General features: G+C 60.7%; 17 protein-coding genes, 2 tRNA genes and 1 pseudogene. 10 read left to right on the plus strand and 10 right to left on the minus strand.

Annotated elements, in window-relative coordinates; all coding sequences use genetic code 11:
• The 5 genes from AC6I99_RS00005 to AC6I99_RS00025 all read left to right on the plus strand — a co-directional run.
• On the plus strand, positions 1-1,063 hold a 1,063-nt coding region (locus AC6I99_RS00005; RefSeq protein ID WP_497959701.1), incomplete at its 5' end, for a DNA gyrase C-terminal beta-propeller domain-containing protein.
• Positions 1,060-1,719, plus strand: a complete 660-nt coding sequence (locus tag AC6I99_RS00010; RefSeq protein ID WP_497943959.1) for a DUF3566 domain-containing protein — start codon at positions 1,060-1,062, stop codon at positions 1,717-1,719. The genes AC6I99_RS00005 and AC6I99_RS00010, both read left to right, overlap by 4 nt.
• A 113-nt stretch (positions 1,720-1,832) precedes the next feature.
• Positions 1,833-1,906, plus strand: a tRNA-Ile gene (locus AC6I99_RS00015).
• 46 nt (positions 1,907-1,952) lie between these two features.
• Entirely contained in the window at positions 1,953-2,072 is a 120-nt protein-coding gene (locus AC6I99_RS00020) for a DLW-39 family protein (protein WP_216924378.1), read from the plus strand.
• A 71-nt stretch (positions 2,073-2,143) separates the two neighbouring features.
• Positions 2,144-2,219, plus strand: a tRNA-Ala gene (locus AC6I99_RS00025).
• Positions 2,220-2,323: 104 nt separating this feature from the next.
• Here the strand turns inward: AC6I99_RS00025 and AC6I99_RS00030 are convergent.
• Positions 2,324-4,324, minus strand: a complete 2,001-nt coding sequence (locus AC6I99_RS00030; protein WP_497943958.1) for a glycoside hydrolase family 84 protein — start codon at positions 4,322-4,324, stop codon at positions 2,324-2,326.
• Between the two features lie 119 nt (positions 4,325-4,443).
• On the opposite strand from AC6I99_RS00030, the gene AC6I99_RS00035 reads away from it, so the two are divergent.
• Positions 4,444-5,352 (plus strand): DMT family transporter, encoded by a 909-nt coding sequence (locus AC6I99_RS00035; RefSeq protein WP_224094507.1) that lies wholly within the window; start codon positions 4,444-4,446, stop codon positions 5,350-5,352.
• Between the two features lie 95 nt (positions 5,353-5,447).
• On the opposite strand, the gene AC6I99_RS00040 is transcribed toward AC6I99_RS00035, so the two are convergent.
• Entirely contained in the window at positions 5,448-6,323 is an 876-nt protein-coding gene (locus AC6I99_RS00040) for a glycosyltransferase family 2 protein (protein ID WP_224094509.1), read from the minus strand.
• Between the two features lie 144 nt (positions 6,324-6,467).
• The gene (locus AC6I99_RS00045; RefSeq protein ID WP_497943957.1) at positions 6,468-7,433 is read right to left on the minus strand and encodes a hypothetical protein; all 966 of its coding nucleotides are present in this window, start codon (positions 7,431-7,433) and stop codon (positions 6,468-6,470) included.
• Positions 7,434-7,586: 153 nt separating this feature from the next.
• Here AC6I99_RS00045 and AC6I99_RS00050 point away from each other — a divergent pair, with 153 nt between their 5' ends.
• The gene (locus tag AC6I99_RS00050; protein ID WP_216924370.1) at positions 7,587-8,129 is read left to right on the plus strand and encodes a peptidylprolyl isomerase; all 543 of its coding nucleotides are present in this window, start codon (positions 7,587-7,589) and stop codon (positions 8,127-8,129) included.
• Between the two features lie 9 nt (positions 8,130-8,138).
• Positions 8,139-8,993, plus strand: coding sequence for a rhomboid family intramembrane serine protease (locus AC6I99_RS00055; RefSeq protein ID WP_497959703.1), 855 nt, complete (start codon positions 8,139-8,141; stop codon positions 8,991-8,993).
• Here AC6I99_RS00055 and AC6I99_RS00060 read toward each other — a convergent pair.
• The 7 genes and pseudogenes from AC6I99_RS00060 to AC6I99_RS00090 all read right to left on the minus strand — a co-directional run bounded on the left by AC6I99_RS00060 (position 8,980) and on the right by AC6I99_RS00090 (position 13,819).
• Positions 8,980-9,619, minus strand: a pseudogene (locus tag AC6I99_RS00060) (GyrI-like domain-containing protein). The gene AC6I99_RS00055 and the pseudogene AC6I99_RS00060 sit on opposite strands and share 14 nt — an antisense overlap.
• Before the next feature lie 756 nt (positions 9,620-10,375).
• Entirely contained in the window at positions 10,376-10,993 is a 618-nt protein-coding gene (locus tag AC6I99_RS00065) for a DNA-3-methyladenine glycosylase I (protein WP_497959704.1), read from the minus strand.
• 102 nt (positions 10,994-11,095) lie between these two features.
• Positions 11,096-11,812, minus strand: coding sequence for an alpha-ketoglutarate-dependent dioxygenase AlkB family protein (locus tag AC6I99_RS00070; RefSeq protein ID WP_497959706.1), 717 nt, complete (start codon positions 11,810-11,812; stop codon positions 11,096-11,098).
• Complete coding sequence (locus AC6I99_RS00075; protein WP_497959707.1) at positions 11,809-12,438, minus strand: methylated-DNA--[protein]-cysteine S-methyltransferase; 630 nt, start codon at positions 12,436-12,438, stop codon at positions 11,809-11,811. Before AC6I99_RS00075 ends, AC6I99_RS00070 begins: the two co-directional genes overlap by 4 nt.
• On the minus strand, positions 12,435-13,010 hold the full coding sequence (locus AC6I99_RS00080) for an RNA polymerase sigma factor (protein ID WP_497959709.1): 576 nt from the start codon (positions 13,008-13,010) through the stop codon (positions 12,435-12,437). The genes AC6I99_RS00075 and AC6I99_RS00080 overlap by 4 nt, the downstream gene beginning before the upstream one ends.
• Positions 13,010-13,519, minus strand: coding sequence for a methylated-DNA--[protein]-cysteine S-methyltransferase (locus AC6I99_RS00085; protein WP_497959710.1), 510 nt, complete (start codon positions 13,517-13,519; stop codon positions 13,010-13,012). Before AC6I99_RS00085 ends, AC6I99_RS00080 begins: the two co-directional genes overlap by 1 nt.
• A gap of 45 nt (positions 13,520-13,564) precedes the next feature.
• Positions 13,565-13,819, minus strand: coding sequence for a cell division protein CrgA (locus tag AC6I99_RS00090; protein ID WP_224094519.1), 255 nt, complete (start codon positions 13,817-13,819; stop codon positions 13,565-13,567).
• Positions 13,820-13,992: 173 nt separating this feature from the next.
• Here AC6I99_RS00090 and AC6I99_RS00095 point away from each other — a divergent pair, with 173 nt between their 5' ends.
• Entirely contained in the window at positions 13,993-14,802 is an 810-nt protein-coding gene (locus AC6I99_RS00095) for a class E sortase (RefSeq protein ID WP_396133560.1), read from the plus strand.
• 170 nt (positions 14,803-14,972) lie between these two features.
• Complete coding sequence (locus AC6I99_RS00100; protein ID WP_224094520.1) at positions 14,973-15,614, plus strand: aminodeoxychorismate/anthranilate synthase component II; 642 nt, start codon at positions 14,973-14,975, stop codon at positions 15,612-15,614.
• The last annotated feature ends 8 nt before the right edge of the window (positions 15,615-15,622 follow it).

Consider the following 15,622-nt stretch of genomic DNA (forward strand, 5'->3'; position numbering starts at 1 on the left):
TGGTTACGTCAAGCGCACACGCAGTGACAACTACCGCTCGCAGCAGCGCGGCGGTAAGGGCATCAAGGGTGCCCAGTTGCGCGGCGACGACGTCGTGGAGCACTTCTTTGTGACCACCACGCACCACTGGCTGTTGTTCTTCACCAACCTGGGCCGGGTTTACCGTGCCAAGGCCTACGAACTGGCAGAAGCGGGACGCGACGCCAAGGGACAGCATGTAGCAAATCTGCTGGCATTCCAGCCCGATGAGCACATCGCACAGGTCCTGGATCTTCGCGATTACCAGCAAGCTCCCTACCTGGTGCTTGCAACAAAGAACGGTTTGGTCAAGAAGACCAGGCTTGAGGACTACGACACCAACCGCACCGCCGGTGTCATCGCCATCAACCTGCGCGACGGTGACGAACTCGTCTCCGCACAGCTGGTCAGTGAAACTGATGACCTCCTGCTGGTGTCACGCAAGGGCCAGTCCATCCGCTTCACCGCCACGGACGATGCCCTTCGTCCGATGGGCCGGGCAACGTCCGGTGTGACGGGTATGAAGTTCCGTGAAGATGACGAACTGCTGGCCGCAGATGTGGTTCAGGACGGCTCCTTCGTCTTCATTGTGACCGAGGGCGGCTATGCGAAGCGCACCGCCGTGGATGAGTACCGTCTGCAGGGCCGTGGCGGCCTTGGGATCAAGGTTGCCAAGCTCGCGGAGGATCGCGGTGACCTTGTCGGCGCCTTGATTGTGCAGGAAGAAGACGAAGTCCTGGTGGTCATGGAGGGCGGCAAGGTGGTCCGCTCTGCCGTGAGTGGCGTCCCGGCAAAGGGCCGTGACACCATGGGCGTCATCTTTGCCAAGCCCGACAAGAACGACCGCATTATTGAGGTCGCCCGCAACAGCGAACGCGGTTTGGAAGGCGAAGAGTCCGAGGACGGACAGGACGATGACGTAACGTTGGCTGCAGAAGACGGAGCCATTGAGGCGACCGTCACGTCAGAAACGGAAAACGACGTGGACCCGGATACAGAATCGGGCGCGGAGCTGAACGAAGACAACACCGGAGGTAACGAGTGAGTAATTCCGACTCATATCCCAAGCCGAGCACAGGTGTCCCCGGCGGACTCCGGCAGCCCTCGGGCAGCACGCAGGCAGGAGCGCCTGCAAGGCCCCAGCAACGCCCGGGAGCCGGCCCTGCCGGTGCCGGAGCTGCCGGAGCCCGGCCGGCAACTGCCACCAACTCGGCCCAGCGACCAGCAGGAGCTCCTGGACAACGCCCCGCTTCAGCCGGGCAGCGTCCGGCTGGTGCCCCCGGTCAACGCCCTGCCCAGGGCGGCCCGGGACTTGTGAAGCCAGCCCCCAAGGCCAAGGTGCGTCGTGCGCGCCTGCTTGTCAGCAAGGTTGACCCGTGGTCGGTGTTGAAGATGGCGTTCCTGCTGTCCGTGGCACTGGGCATCGTCACCGTTGTCGCCGCGATCGTGCTGTGGACTGTGTTGGATCTCACAGGCATCTTCAACCAGGTGGACAGCCTGCTTGGAACCTTGGCCGGATCCGAAGGCAGTGGTTTCGAGCTGAAGAAAATCGCTTCACTTGGCCAGGTGGCTTCCTTTGCCACGATTATTGCCGTGGTGAATGTGGTTCTGCTGACCGCCCTGTCGATGCTCTCTGCCGTGCTCTATAACATTTCGGCAACGTTGGTTGGCGGCATCGGCGTCACCCTGACGGACGACTAGCAAAAAGCCGCGGATTTACGCCGAAAACGGTGGGATTCAGCGGCCGGAATGCCTCGATTTGAGATCGGGCCGGGATGTGCTGTACAGTCATATCTCGGCCCGATGAGGCATCGGGGCGTATAGCTCAGGCGGTTAGAGCGCTTCGCTGATAACGAAGAGGTCCCAGGTTCAAGTCCTGGTACGCCCACGGAACCTAACAGGTTCAGGTAACACTGAACCGGAATGAGGTGCTTGTGAAGAAGTTGCTGGTGGTAGTTGCAGCGGCGGTCGCAGGCGTCCTGGTCTATAAAAAGGCGCAGGAATCCGAAGCCCGGAAGGATCTCTGGAGCAAGTCAACCGACAAGGTCGACTAGCCACGGAGCCCGGTCTGGAACTGGCAAAAGCCGGTCCTGACATGGGGTATGATTGACGGGTTGCTTCTTATGGGGGCATGGCGCAATTGGTAGCGCACCTGCTTTGCAAGCAGGGGGTTCGGGGTTCGAGTCCCCGTGCCTCCACCATAAGAAAAGTCCCGGTCAGAAATGACCGGGACTTTTGCGTTTAACCCAGTTTGGCTTGAGCAACTTAGTTGACTGCGCAACCCAGTTTGGGGGCTGGAGCAAACTCAGTTGTCCTGGGCCACGGTGTTAAGGGCCCGCTCCAGGAATGCCTTCAGTTCACCATCCCCCAGCACAGGAGTCACCACCCCAAGCTCCAGTGTCGGCTGGGTCTTGGCTTCCGCCGCCGCCAACGCAGCCTGGACATTGCGGCGGGCTTCTGCCACGGCCGGGGAATCCCCTCGCTTGGCAGCCTCGAGCATGATCAGGGCCTCTTCCACACCCCGTCCGTAATTGGCGGCCGCCTTTGCCCAATGGGTGGCGTCCTCCGCGAAGCCTGGCACCGCCATCCTCGGCAACAATTCCGGCAGCTTCTGGAGCAGCTCGGCCCGCGCCTTCAGACCGCCCGAAGGCGACTTGCCGGCGTCGTAATCCGACCAGAACTGCCCCATGTCCCGCCGGAGCTCCGGAGCAGACGGAGTGAGCTTGTCGTCCTGCCAGTCTTGGTTGAGGTCCACGAAAGCCCTTACGGCTGCGCGGACCTGCGGATCCGGGCCCGAGACCTGTTGCAGGGCTGCGTCCATGGACTTGCCGGGCTTGTACGCTGGTCCATTCCATGAGAGGTCGGCGTAGTTAAAGATGGCGGGGAGAGACAGATAGGGCTCAATCATTGGATTGGTTACGATTCCGCGGACTGACTTGTACAGATCCGGGTCCCGCCCGACGACCGGGGCCATGAAGAGGTGGTCCTGGGAAAAGTCGTTCACGGGGTAGTTATCCCAAATGACAAGGTCCCGTGGAGAATCCGGGGTCCCGTAGGTCAGCCGGGCGGTCTCGGCTGAGTTGGCGCTGATCCTGTGGGAGACCACATCTTCACCCGTCCACTGGACAACGATCCCGGGGTTCAGGGACCGGCCAAGTTCCCGCTTGTAAGGATTGCTCCCGGAACCGTTGTAGAAGGTGGGAACCGTTTGCAGGGGTTCGATGTCCGGCTTTGTCGAAATGAACCGGTCATTGACGTCATTGAGGAATGATGCCTGTGCTTTGGCCAGGTTGGCTTGACCTGCACCAAAGTCCTTGAGGTCCTCTGCGCACTGGACTTTGGTGGCAATGTCATCAAGCGGAATCACGAACGAACGGACACCGATCGAATACAAGGATTCAAGCTTGGCCACTGCAAAGTTGAGATCCGCCTCGGCGGAATAGCAACTATCGATGCCCGGGGACAGCGCGTAAGTAAAGAGGATGTGGTTGGCAGTGGCGGTATCCACCAGCTCCCGTAGTTGCTTGAGGTCCTCGTCCGAGTACAGTGCCCGCCACTTCTCCCGCAGCAATGGATCATCCTTTGGGGAATAGATGTAGGTATTCATTTTCTGGCGTCCCGCAAATTTGAGGACATCCAGACGGGCCTGATGGGACCATGGCGTGCCGTAAAACCCTTCGATGACGCCACGGGTTTCCATAAGCGGCCAATCACTGACCCGGGCCGCCGACATGGCCCCATCCTTAAGCAACTGGCGCGCGGTTTGCACGGCATGGAAAACGCCGTCGGCATCCGTTCCGGCGAGTACCGCCGTCGGAATCCCTGAAGTTTTTCCAGTGGCTATGGCGTAGCCTTCAGCTCGGCCGACTGCGTTCTGGATGTCCGCCGCGCTTTCCTTTCCCAGCTCTTTGAGTACCGGGCTTACTGTGGCATCTGCTGCGGTGCCAAGGAAGACGGCCGAACTGCCGGCCGCTGGGCTGTCCAGGGCTGTCACGGCTTCTGCGGTACCCCCGGCTCCTGTCACCAGGTCTCGGAGGGCGGCGATGGACGCTTGGTCTGTGCCGGGGGAAGCCACAATGTAAACGTGGCCGTTCAGAGGGATGGGATCTCCCCCTCCGGCCTGGAGATGTTGTGGGACGGGGAAGATACTTGGGATTTCGGTCTTGCCCGTACCTTGCCCACCGGACCGTTCCCGGGAAACCACCAACCAGCCCGTAACGACCAGGGCGACAGCCAGGGCCGCAACTGCGATCAGCAGCAGTACTGATCGTCTCCGTCTGGCTCCACGGACGGGCGTTGTGTTCAATCAGGTGTCCCCTTGGGAAAGCCGTCGCCGACTGTCTGGAATGTTGAATCAAGACAACCACACTGTCCGCGCCGCACATAGAGGGCGGGACGGGTGCCGCACCAAACTAAGGTTGATCCGTGAACCTTCTCATTTCAGCGCTGGGAGTCCTTGGCGTGGCTTCGTCAGGACCATTGATCGCCGGCACCTTGGGTGCCACGTCAGTGACGGCGTTGGCGATCGCCTTCTGGCGGAACGCGATCGGAGCAGTCGTGATGGCGGCGCCGGTGGCCATCCGGGAGCCCAAACAGTTTGGGAAGATCAACCGCCGCGAGTTTGGCTGGTGCACGGTTGCCGCCGTCGCCCTGGCCTTTCACTTCGCTTGCTTCATCACGGCACTGCAGCTGACCTCGGTAGCTGCAGCCACTGCCTTGGTCTGCCTCCAGTCAGCATGGATCGCGGTCTTCCAGTTGTTCAGGGGCGCCCGCCATCGCTGGCCGGTCCTGGTGGGCTTGGGGATAGCCTTTGGCGGAGTCGTGGCCATTACCGGATTCGATATGGGCTCTTCACCGCAGGCCCTTCTGGGCGACGTCCTGGCGCTGGCTGGTGGAGCTTTGGCCGGCCTGTACACCCTGGCTGGCGGCAAGGCCCGCCAGTCCATGGGAACGGGCACGTACACCACGCTCTGCTATGGAATGTGTGCCGCGATTGTTGCTGTGCTGGCTTTGCTCAGTGGCCAACCGTTGGCAGGGTTCGACGCCGGAGGTTGGCTTGGGATTCTCGCCATCACCGTTTGTGCACAGCTGGTAGGACACACCGCGTTCAACCACCTGCTGGCCACAATGAGCCCCTTGCTGGTTTCCATGATCATCCTGTTGGAAATTCCCGGGGCAGCGATCCTTGCGGCCATCTTCCTGAACGAAACACTGCCAGCCGGGACATACGCCGGTCTTGCGCTGATTCTCATTGGACTTGCGGTGGTGGTCGCCGGCCAACGGCGCGACAAAGGCGAAGCAGACCGGCGGGAGGCCGAGCTGGGAACTGACTGAGCTTCCGCCGTCAGGCTTCTACTGCCATGCGTGCTGTTGCCGGAAGGAAGCTGCCGGGCAGGAAGTGGCCGGGCAGGAAGTTGTTGGACCAGGCCCTACAGGCTGCTGCGTCGAATGCCCTGCGCCGCGTTGGCCGTATGAATGGCCCGCAGGAGCTTGGCGGGGAAGTAGACCGAGAAGAAGACCACCATGGGCGCTTTCAGGGCCATCTTCTTGACGTTGTGCGCCTTGTACGTCCGGTCGAAGCGCGTGACGTAGTAGCGGTAGTCCCGCGGAGAGTCCTCAAGGCGTCGGGCCGACATGCCGGACACCATTTGCGGGCAATACCGGACATGGAGATCGTGCTCGGCGAGGTGCAGTGAGAGGTCGATGTCCTCGTGCATCTCATCCTTCTCATCCAGACATGTTTCGTCCCGTATGGTTTCCCATGCGGTACGCCGAAGGGCCATGTTGGAACCGAACAGGAAGTGGTACTGGTGCTTGGCAAGGCGCAGCATCAGCTGGCGCATTTTGTCATCCGCTTTGAGCCCGAACCGGCGCATTGGCATGTCGTAATAGACCACAGGTCCGGTAGCCGCCTGGACGGACTGATCCATGAAGGCCTTCTGGACTTGCTCAACCCAGTCAGGCTCGAGGACGGAATCGGCGTCGATGCGCCCTACGATTTCACCGTTGGCGCTGTTGAGCCCAAAGTTGCGGGTGGGAATGAGTCCCTGCGTGGCGTCCTGCCGTAAAAGGATAATGGGGCTCTCCGGGTATTCCTGCTGCATCTGACGCACTATCCTGGCGGTGCGGTCGGTGGAGAGATTGTCCACCACGATGATTTCTTCAGCAGGAACAGACTGGTAGATGGCCGCGATGAGGCACTGGCGAATGACGCTTTCCTCGTTATACGCCGGGATGACGATTGAAACCCCCGGAGGCACCGGGACTTCCTTGAGGGCACCCGCAACGGGTCTATCGGCTGACATCACTTCAAATCTAACACCCGGCAGAGCGTCCCCAGCGGACTGTTGGGTTACAAGCTGGCAAACACTGAAGGGATCCCGGTCTGGCCGGGATCCCTTCAGTGTTTGTATCAATGGCGGCCTCTATGAACCAGGCCAATCAGAACCCTAGAGCTGGGAGTCCTTGGACGTGGACGTGGTGTCGTCGTCCTTGTGGCCGCTTGCCGCAATGTTCCTGGTCGCGGTTTTGGCATCCGTAGCGACGTTGGACGTGGAATCCTCGCCCTTCTCGAACGCATCCTTGGTTGCCTGCTCCACTTCGGCAGCGGCTTCCTCGGGCGTAATGTCGGAAGTTTTGGATTCGGCCGGCACGGTTGCCGTCGCCGTAGCTGATGCTGCAGTGTCTGCGGGAGCCGGGGCCGGCGTTGGCGCAGGGGTTGGATTGACCGGGGCCGGCGTCTTCCAAGGATCCTCCACAGGCTTGGAGGCCTTCCACGCAGCAACACCTGCAGCAACCGCGGCCGCGATGACTGTGACAACCAGCCATCCGCGTTTCTTCGGCTTCTGCTGGACAGCCAACTGCTGGGAAACAGCCTTGCTGGTCTGGTCCGCCACTGCCTTGATCTGCTTGCCGGTGGCCTGAGCTTGCTCCTGCACGCTGTGGACCACACCCGAGTCCACCAGTTTCTGCGCAACGGCATCCACTTGGGCGGGCGCGTTCTCAAGGACGTGATGGACAACTACGGAAGCCTGGCCCAGCTGCTCGGACAGCTTGGGCAGGTACTCCTCAACTACCTTGTCCCGGGCGAGTCCAAGGGCCGGAGTTGCCTTATTAAGGGTCTCCTGGATCTTGGGCGTGGCGTCCTCCACAGCGTCATGGATCTTCGGCGCGAGGTGCGCCAGTCCATCCTGAAGCCGTGGCGTAACTGTTGCCACGCCGTCGGCGAGGTTGTGCGCCGCCGACTTCAGTCCCTCCTGGATCTTGGGGGAAGCGGTATCAATGCCGTGCTGAATACGGGGAACAGCCCAATTGACGGCTGCTTCCACACGGGGCGCCGCCCAGTCGCGGGCGTTATCCACACCAGCCGCAACGGAGTGTTCAAGGTCGCGGGCAATACGGTCTGATTTCTTCACAACTACCTCCCGATACACATGCTCGTTTGAAGCTAGCCTACGTGCCTTGAGGAACAGCGGCTATTCATCTGCAGGATTCTTCCCGGATTTCACCCAGCGCGGAACCGGCTTTACAGCCATGCCCCCGTTGACCCTGCATGAAAGAATGGGGCCATGACCATCGCAACCGCAAAAGCAACGATCCACACGAGCCTCGGCGACATCAAGGTTGACCTCTTCGGCAACCACGCTCCCAAGACGGTCGCCAACTTCATTGGCCTCGCTACGGGCGAAAAGTCCTGGACGCACCCGGAAACCGGCGAAGACAAGACCGGCACGCCCCTTTACGACGGCACCATCTTCCACCGCATCATCAAGGACTTCATGATCCAGGGTGGCGATCCCCTGGGCCGCGGCGTTGGCGGACCGGGCTACAAGTTCGACGACGAAATCCACCCCGAGCTGACCTTCAACGCCCCCTACAAACTGGCCATGGCCAACGCTGGTATCCAGATGGGCAAGGGCACCAACGGGTCACAGTTCTTCATCACTACGGTCAACACCGACTGGCTGTTCGGCAAGCACAGCATCTTCGGTGAAGTAGCTGACGAGGAATCCCGCAAGGTTGTTGACGCCATTGAGGGCGTCCGCACCGGCATGGGCGACCGCCCCGTTGAGGACGTCGTCATCAACAGCATCGACATCGAACAGCTCTAGCCTGCATTCATGAGCTACGGAATCCCGTCGGCAGAGCCGTCCGCCACCAACCCGGTGTGCCCACGGCACCCGGACAGGCCCTCCTACGTGCGCTGCCAGCGCTGCGGGCGCCCCGCGTGCCCCGAGTGCCAGCGGGCGGCCGCCGTCGGGTTCCAATGTGTTGATTGCGTCAACGAACAAAAACGTACGACGCCGACCTACCGCTCTCCTTATGGCGGTGCCTTGGCAACCGGCCGGCCTTTGGTGACGTTTACGATCATCGGGTTGTGCGTGCTGGTTTACGTCCTTCAATGGATTGTTCCCGGCGACGCCGTATTCCAGAATTTTGCGTTCGCAAATTATGCAGCTGCCAGCGAGCCTTGGCGGATGCTTACGGCGGCCTTCCTTCATTCGCAAGGGTTCCTGCTGCACATCGTCCTGAACATGTACACGCTGTGGATTTTCGGACAAGCCCTTGAGCCTTTGCTCGGGCGGATCCGGTTCCTGGCCGTGTACCTGCTCTCCGCCGTTGGCGGATCCGTGGGCTACCTTTTGTTGACTCCCACCTTTCCCGTGGTTGGCGTGGTGGGAGCTTCAGGCGCCATTTTCGGCCTGTTCGGTGCCATGCTCGTAGTGCAGCGTCATCGCGGCGGCGAAACCAAACAACTTTGGGTCCTCATTGCGATCAATGGTGCCATTGGCTTCTTTGTACCCAGCATCGCCTGGCAAGCCCATTTGGGTGGCCTGATCACCGGCGGCCTCGCTGCCGCCGCTATTGCCTATGCCCCGCGGGGCAAGAACCAGGCCCTGCTCCAAGCGGGCGGCCTCATCCTCGTGGCAGGCCTTTTGGCCGTGCTCGCGTGGTTCCGCATCACTGCAGGCTAGCTGCAACACTTCCCGCAACTGTGACCGGTTGCCGCAGTATTGTCCTGAGTTTCTCCGGTGCAGTGCGGCGAGCGTCGCTGAGGTAGATCTCGTGATGCTTCCCCGACATCGTCAGCGACTCGCCGGGAATGAAGCTGTTGTGCATTTCCGGCGAGCACTGGACCCTCGTCATCGTAGGGCCCTATGTGGAGGGTCTGGACGCTTTGCCCTTCATCGAGTGTTTCCAGTCGAAGAGCGTCAATTGCCGGGCCTTGGCCCTTTTGGGCGACGATCTTACGTGCGTCCTCGAAGTGGTCCTGGGTCATCCAGCCGGGAACCATATTCATCAAGGTCCAGTCCCAGCGTGACTTGTCTCTGGCGCTTGTAAACGTATCCATGTCCTCTGCCCACCAGAGCGCTTCCAAGGGCATCACGGTGTAGTCGCGGCCCAGCCCCTGCTTGCTGAAGAACTTCATCTTATAAGCGACCGGATAGATGGTGGCCAGCGCATCCCTATAGCACTGGGAGGTGTTTGGATCCCCATGGCCGTCGATCATGAGGAACTGCAGGGCTGGAACCGTCACCACGCAAAACCTGCCGTGCGACGCGTTGTACGTTTCGATCTGCTTTTTAAGGTCGACTTTCATCGGCAAGTAATCCCACTCCCCTATTATCGGCGTTGGACGTTATCCACAGCTGTTGTCCACAGTGTGAGTAACTTACATCCGTGTAGTTAGCTTGTTTGGTGCCCGTGCGGCCTGTCAGAGCAGTAGATATCCCCGGAAAGGCATGGATTCATCCACATCTGTGGATAACTTTGTCCCCTAACCTGTCTCGTTTGTGGACAACCAAGCCCTTTCCAGGCGAGCTGTGGATAAAGCTGTTAATCGTGGTGTGGAGGGGCCTCTATCAACAGGCTTATCAACAATGTTAATAACTTACACCTGTGTAGTTCAGGGCCGTTGCGGTTGCTTTTTTGGCGCAAGCGCGCGGATCAAGCACTGGAAACCCACAAGTTTTCCCCACCTGTGGATAACTTGTGGGTAGGGGGTTGTTGTTAAGTGGGTAACTCCGCCGGAATGCGAAGGTCGCGACGATGACCGGCGAGGGAGGAAAGCCGGCTTCGGGACGATCTTGGGCTTCGGATCGTCGGCGAAAGCGCTAATGAGTGAATCCAGCAATGCTCCACTGATGAACGTTCAATGAAGATGCGGCCACTATCCACAGCGGGATGCACAGTGGGCATAACTCCCTCGTGTGGGTCCGGCGTCCAGGATCAGCACTGCGACGGGGATTCTGGGGAAAAGTACGTGGATGTCCACAGAACTTATCCACGCCTGTGGATAAAGTTACGCACTTCTGTGGAAAATGGCCGAGGGTGGCCTGTGGGGAAGGCCGAAGCCCTACTTCTGACCTTGCTCCAGCCAAACGCCCGACGTACCCCGCCTGTGGCTATCAACCAAGTGTGTGTCGATGATCCCTACGGCTTCCATGAGGGCATACATGGTGGTGGGGCCAACGAACGCAAAGCCCTTCTTACGGAGCGCCTTGGACAGCGCTATCGATTCGGGCGAAGTGGTGGGGATTTCTGCGTAGGTTCGGGGGGCAGGCGTAGTATCCGGTTTGAAGGACCACACGAAGTCCACCACCCCGCCCTCAGCCCTAAGGGCGATGGTGGCCTTGGCGTTGGTGATTGCCGCCTGGATCTTAAGGCGGTTCCTGACGATGCCGGCGTCCAGCATCAGCCGCTCGACATCCGCGTCCGTGAAAGCAGCGACGCTTTCAGGGTGGAAATCCAGGAAAGCCTTCCTGAAGGCTTCCCGTTTCCGAAGGATGGTTGCCCAAGACAGGCCGGCTTGGAACGCCTCGAGACTGATGCGCTCATACATCCCTTGCTCGTCCCGGACCGGCATGCCCCACTCGTGATCGTAGTAAGCCTGCATCAGCGGATCCGAGGCAGCCCACAGTGGCCGCGCCAAGCCATCCTGGCCGATGATGATGCCGGTTTCTTCCGTGGTCATGAATGCTCCTCTGCGGCCGTCCCACGGACGCCAACCCTTGCTCTTGTCTCTAGGGACATTCTGCCCCCTGCCTGTGACATTTTTATCGCTGGGATCTGGCCCCTAGGACAACCCCGTGACACGCATGGTGATGTTGATTCGTCCGTGGGAGAGTCCACATCCTTCCGGGCAGGTTCCGGGGAGGACCTTTGGGATGCCGTGATACGAGAACCTCGAGGCTCCGCCGAAAACGAAAAGGTCTCCCGACCGGAGTTCGACGTCCGTATACGGCTTGGTGCGCGTCTGGGTGTTGCCGAAACGGAAGAGGCATGTCTCCCCGATGCTCAGCGACACTACCGGAGCATTGGAACGTTCATCCTTGTCCTGATGCATGCCCATGGTGGCCCCGCGATCGTAGAAGTTCACCAGTGCGGCATCGGGTGTGTAATTGCCGGCGAGTTCGGCGAGAGCCTCGTTGCCTTCCGGCCCGGGCAAGTAAGCATCGGCTACGGCCTTCCTGCCCAAGCGAACCATCCACTCCGGGAACTCGAGTACCGGACTGCCGTTCACATCCGTAGCTTCCCGCGTGTAACGGTAGGGCTGCCAATGCCAGCCCAGGCAAAGGGTCCGGACAGACATCCGGTGCCCTCCCGGCAACGTCGCTGCCCGCAGGGGCACCGGCCCGTGTGTCCATTCGCCAAAGCGTTGCACGATCCACCTCTGCTGCTCCAGGCTGAGCCAGCCCGGCACGTGCACGGCGCCTGGAGCTATCACCCGGGGGCCGGCGTCGTGGGTGTCAGGTTGGATAAGCGTCAACGGAAACAGGGCGTCCTCGCTCATGCCGCAGCCTCAAGTGTGAGGAGCCTTCGTTTCGCCTCGGTTCCGCCAAGGTAACCGCCGAAAGTGCCGTCGGACTTCACCACGCGGTGGCAGGGTACGATCACCGGCAGCGGGTTCGTAGCGCAGGCGGTTCCAACGGCGCGCACAGCTTTGGGGCTCCCGGCGGCCTGGGCCACCTGTGCGTAACTTTCGGTCCTGCCGTAGGCGATCTGTGGCAAGTGGTGGAGGACATTGAGGCGGAACCCGCGTGCGAGCTGGAAATCCAAGGGAAGGTCGAAATCCTGACGGGTGCCGTTGAAGTACTCGTCCAATTGGCGGGCAGCGGCCTCAAGTTGTGAGGGTGCGTGCAGGATGCGGGGACTCACCGTGCTGGCCAGCAATTCCAATACGGCCTCATGGTTCTCACGCTCGAACGCTACCCGCACAAGGCCATGTTCCGTAGCCGCCAAAAGGAGCTTGCCCACAGGTGAATCCACCACTGAGTATGCGATATCCAGGGAATGGCTTTCCTGGGCAGCGCGGATAAGTCTCGCGTGGAGGCTGGACAGGGCGGGTTCGATGCCGGCGTCGAGGGGCTTGAGGAGCACGGCAACGTCGGCGTGGTCCGGGCGCGATTCAAGAGTCATCGGATTTCTCCTTTCGCCGATGCAGGGACGGATGAGGTGGTCACGGACGTGGAATGAATCAGGAACGCCCGCACGGATTCGGGCTCTTCGCGGAGCATGGCACGGAGTGCTTTCACACCGTCGGATCCCGCACGTCGTGCGGCATCCGGTGTCCCGCCAAGAAGTGACGCTATGTCCTGATATGGGAGGCCCGCCAAATAGTGAAAGGCCACTGCCTGGCGTTGTTTAGGTGGCAATCGCCCGACAGCGCTGAGCAGCTCCGCTTGGTTGTCACCAGGAATGCCAATTTTCGAGGGCCGCTCGGGCGGCTGATCGACAGGCAAGGGGCGGCGATTACTGGAACGGATGAGGTCGATGCATTTCCGATGCGCAATAGTGACGAGCCAGGCCTCAAGGTTGGCATCCTCAGGGAGGGCACCATAAGCCTGCAAAGCCGAAAGAAACGTTTCGGACCATGCGTCGTCAGCATCATGAAGGCCCACCACTGCACGGCACACCCGGAGCACAGTGCCGCCGTGTTCCTGGACGACTGCTTCGAACGGCCTCTTGTGGGCCGGGTGCGGGCGCTGCATCAGAAGAGCTTGCCCTCTTTCACGACGGCTGGCTCTTCGAGCTCAAGAAGGAAGCGCTTGTTGCGCAGGCCGCCCGCGTAGCCGGTGAGTTGCCCCTTGCGCCCCACCACGCGGTGGCACGGGATGATGATGCTAATGGGATTCCGGCCTACTGCGGATCCAACAGCCTGGGCCAGATGGGGGTCCCCCATCTCGAGAGCAAGTTCACCATAGCTAATGGTTTCCCCAAAAGGAATGTGTTGGAGCCGCTGCCAGACCTTCTCTTGGAAGGCATTGCCCCGGGCCTCAAAAGCGACGTCGAATTGAGTGCGCTTTCCTTCGAGATACTCATCGAGTTGGACACGGGTCTGCTCAAAGAGCGGCTCCTGGATAACTGCCGGGACTCCAAAGTACTCCGGCGGAGGCATATGCCAATGGCCCTCGTAAAAGATGCCCGTCAAAAACTCCCCGCGGGCAGTCAGCGTCAGCTGCCCCAGCGGGGAATCCATGGTGGTGTGCCTGGTGTTCATAACCTGTAGACGTTCACGGGCACCGAAATGTGAGGTGCGGGATTCCTAGGCGCGCCAGCGCGTAGTCATGAGGAATCCGACGATCGCGATGCCGAACCCGGCAACGATGTTCCACGAAGCCCATTCCTGCACGGGGAACTTGCCCTCGGTGATGTAGAACGTGATGATCCAGATCAGCCCCAGGATCATCAGGCCGAACATGACCGGCTTGTACCAAACGGGATTCGGCTTGTACTGCTGTGCGGCGGAAGTCTGCTGGGCCTGACGGGCAGGCCGCTTGCGGGGCTTGGACTCGGGCACGGATCCTCCTTGGCTGTTCGATTGAAACCCGATGCTGCCGGCCTTGGTATCCTGCAGGAAGGAAAAATTCCAGCGGTCAACGGCCACGCGGTGCTCCGGGTTGTTACTAGCTGTCAATTCTAGCCGCAACCGGGGTAGGCCAGCGCCGCCCGCGCCCTACATGAGGAGACCCTGTGGCGGACCAGCAGACGACGGCGGCTGCCGCCGTGCCGTCCGCCCGCCGGAACCAGGGGAAGCCTCCCCGCGACCGGCTCACAGCCTCGGCTGTTATGCGCAAGATCAGCCAGGTACTGGGCGAGTTGCTCATTACCGCAGGCATTGTCCTCTTGCTTTTTGTGGGCTGGGAGCTGTGGTGGACCAACGTGGAGGCCGACGCCAAGCAGACCGAAGCCGTGAAGAGTTTTGCACAGGAATTTGCGGGGCCGGTAACGCCAGCCGCCAGCCAGGCCACGGACTACGGTCCGCCCGTCGTCGGGACAGCACCTGCCCATGGGAAAACCATCGGGATCATGTACATCCCGCGCTTCGGTCCGGACTACACGCGGCCCATTATTGAAGGAACAGACCAGGATGTCCTGGACACGCTGGGCCTGGGACACTACGGAAACACCAGCATGCCCGGAGCCCTCGGCAATTTCGCCGTCGCGGGGCACCGGCAAACACACGGCGCTGTACTGGATAACATCCACACCCTGGTCCCCGGGGACAAGATTTACGTCCAGACGCCAGACGGCTATTACACCTATGTCTTCCGCAACAACCAGATTGTGTTGCCCAGCCAAACCGACGTCTTGATGCCGGTCCCCACCCAACCCGGAGTCACGCCCCGTGAAAGCATCCTGACCATGACCAGTTGCAACCCGCGCTTCGGATCCCAGGAACGCATCATCGCCTACTCCGTCCTTGAGGGTTGGCAACCGGCCTCAGCCGGACCGCCGTCGGAAATAGCCGCCCAAGTAGCCCAAGCCCAAGGAAAGGGGTAACGGATGTACGCCTGGATCTTTCGGAATTTGCCCGGCCCCTTGTGGGTGCGGATACTGACATCGGTGGCGCTTGTGGCCGTAGCCCTCGTCCTGATGGTGGAGTTCCTCTTCCCGTGGTTCTCCCAATTCACTTCTTTGACCGACTCAACGATTGGTTTAGTGCAGCAGCCATGAGCTCAACAAAAATCCTCGTCGTGGACAACTACGACAGCTTCGTTTACACCCTGGTGGGCTACCTGCAGGAACTGGGCGCAGAGACAACCGTGGTCCGAAATGACGACGTGACACTCGCAGAAGCCAAGGAGCTTGCCGCAGCCCGTGATGGAGTCCTTATCTCTCCCGGTCCGGGAACCCCGGCAGAAGCCGGTGTTTGCATTGACCTCATCAAGTGGTGCGGCGAGGCCGCCAAGCCTATGTTCGGGGTGTGCCTTGGCCACCAGGCCCTTGCCGAAGCCTATGGGGGCGTTGTCACCCACGCTCCTGAGCTCATGCACGGGAAAACTTCGCCGGTGCAGCACGAAGGCAAGAGTGTCTTTGTCGGGCTTCCGTCGCCCGTAACGGCCACGCGCTACCACTCACTCGCCGCGGTTCGCGACTCGATCCCCGACGTCCTGGAGATCACAGCCGAGACCACGAACGGTGTGGTCATGGGCCTGCAGCACAAGACCGCTCCCCTCTGCGGTGTGCAGTTCCACCCGGAATCAGTCCTCACCGAAGGCGGCTACCAGATGCTGGGCAACTGGCTGGAGTCCCTCGGCATGACCGGAGCTGCCGAACGTGCTTCGAAGCTGAGTCCGCTGATCCAGCACTGACTTGTAGC

The organism is Arthrobacter sp. TmtSoilC77, from assembly GCF_059739415.1.

Excerpts from the sequence above, each read along its gene's own strand:
- AC6I99_RS00085 (WP_497959710.1), bottom strand. The coding sequence starts at position 13,519 with ATGAACACCAGGCACACCACCATGGATTCCCCGCTGGGGCAGCTGACG.
- AC6I99_RS00100 (WP_224094520.1), top strand. The coding sequence starts at position 14,973 with ATGAGCTCAACAAAAATCCTCGTCGTGGACAACTACGACAGCTTCGTT.
- AC6I99_RS00070 (WP_497959706.1), bottom strand. The coding sequence starts at position 11,812 with ATGAGCGAGGACGCCCTGTTTCCGTTGACGCTTATCCAACCTGACACC.
- AC6I99_RS00050 (WP_216924370.1), top strand. The coding sequence starts at position 7,587 with ATGACCATCGCAACCGCAAAAGCAACGATCCACACGAGCCTCGGCGAC.
- AC6I99_RS00040 (WP_224094509.1), bottom strand. The coding sequence starts at position 6,323 with ATGTCAGCCGATAGACCCGTTGCGGGTGCCCTCAAGGAAGTCCCGGTG.
- AC6I99_RS00055 (WP_497959703.1), top strand. The coding sequence starts at position 8,139 with ATGAGCTACGGAATCCCGTCGGCAGAGCCGTCCGCCACCAACCCGGTG.
- AC6I99_RS00080 (WP_497959709.1), bottom strand. The coding sequence starts at position 13,010 with ATGCAGCGCCCGCACCCGGCCCACAAGAGGCCGTTCGAAGCAGTCGTC.
- AC6I99_RS00075 (WP_497959707.1), bottom strand. The coding sequence starts at position 12,438 with ATGACTCTTGAATCGCGCCCGGACCACGCCGACGTTGCCGTGCTCCTC.
- AC6I99_RS00065 (WP_497959704.1), bottom strand. The coding sequence starts at position 10,993 with ATGACCACGGAAGAAACCGGCATCATCATCGGCCAGGATGGCTTGGCG.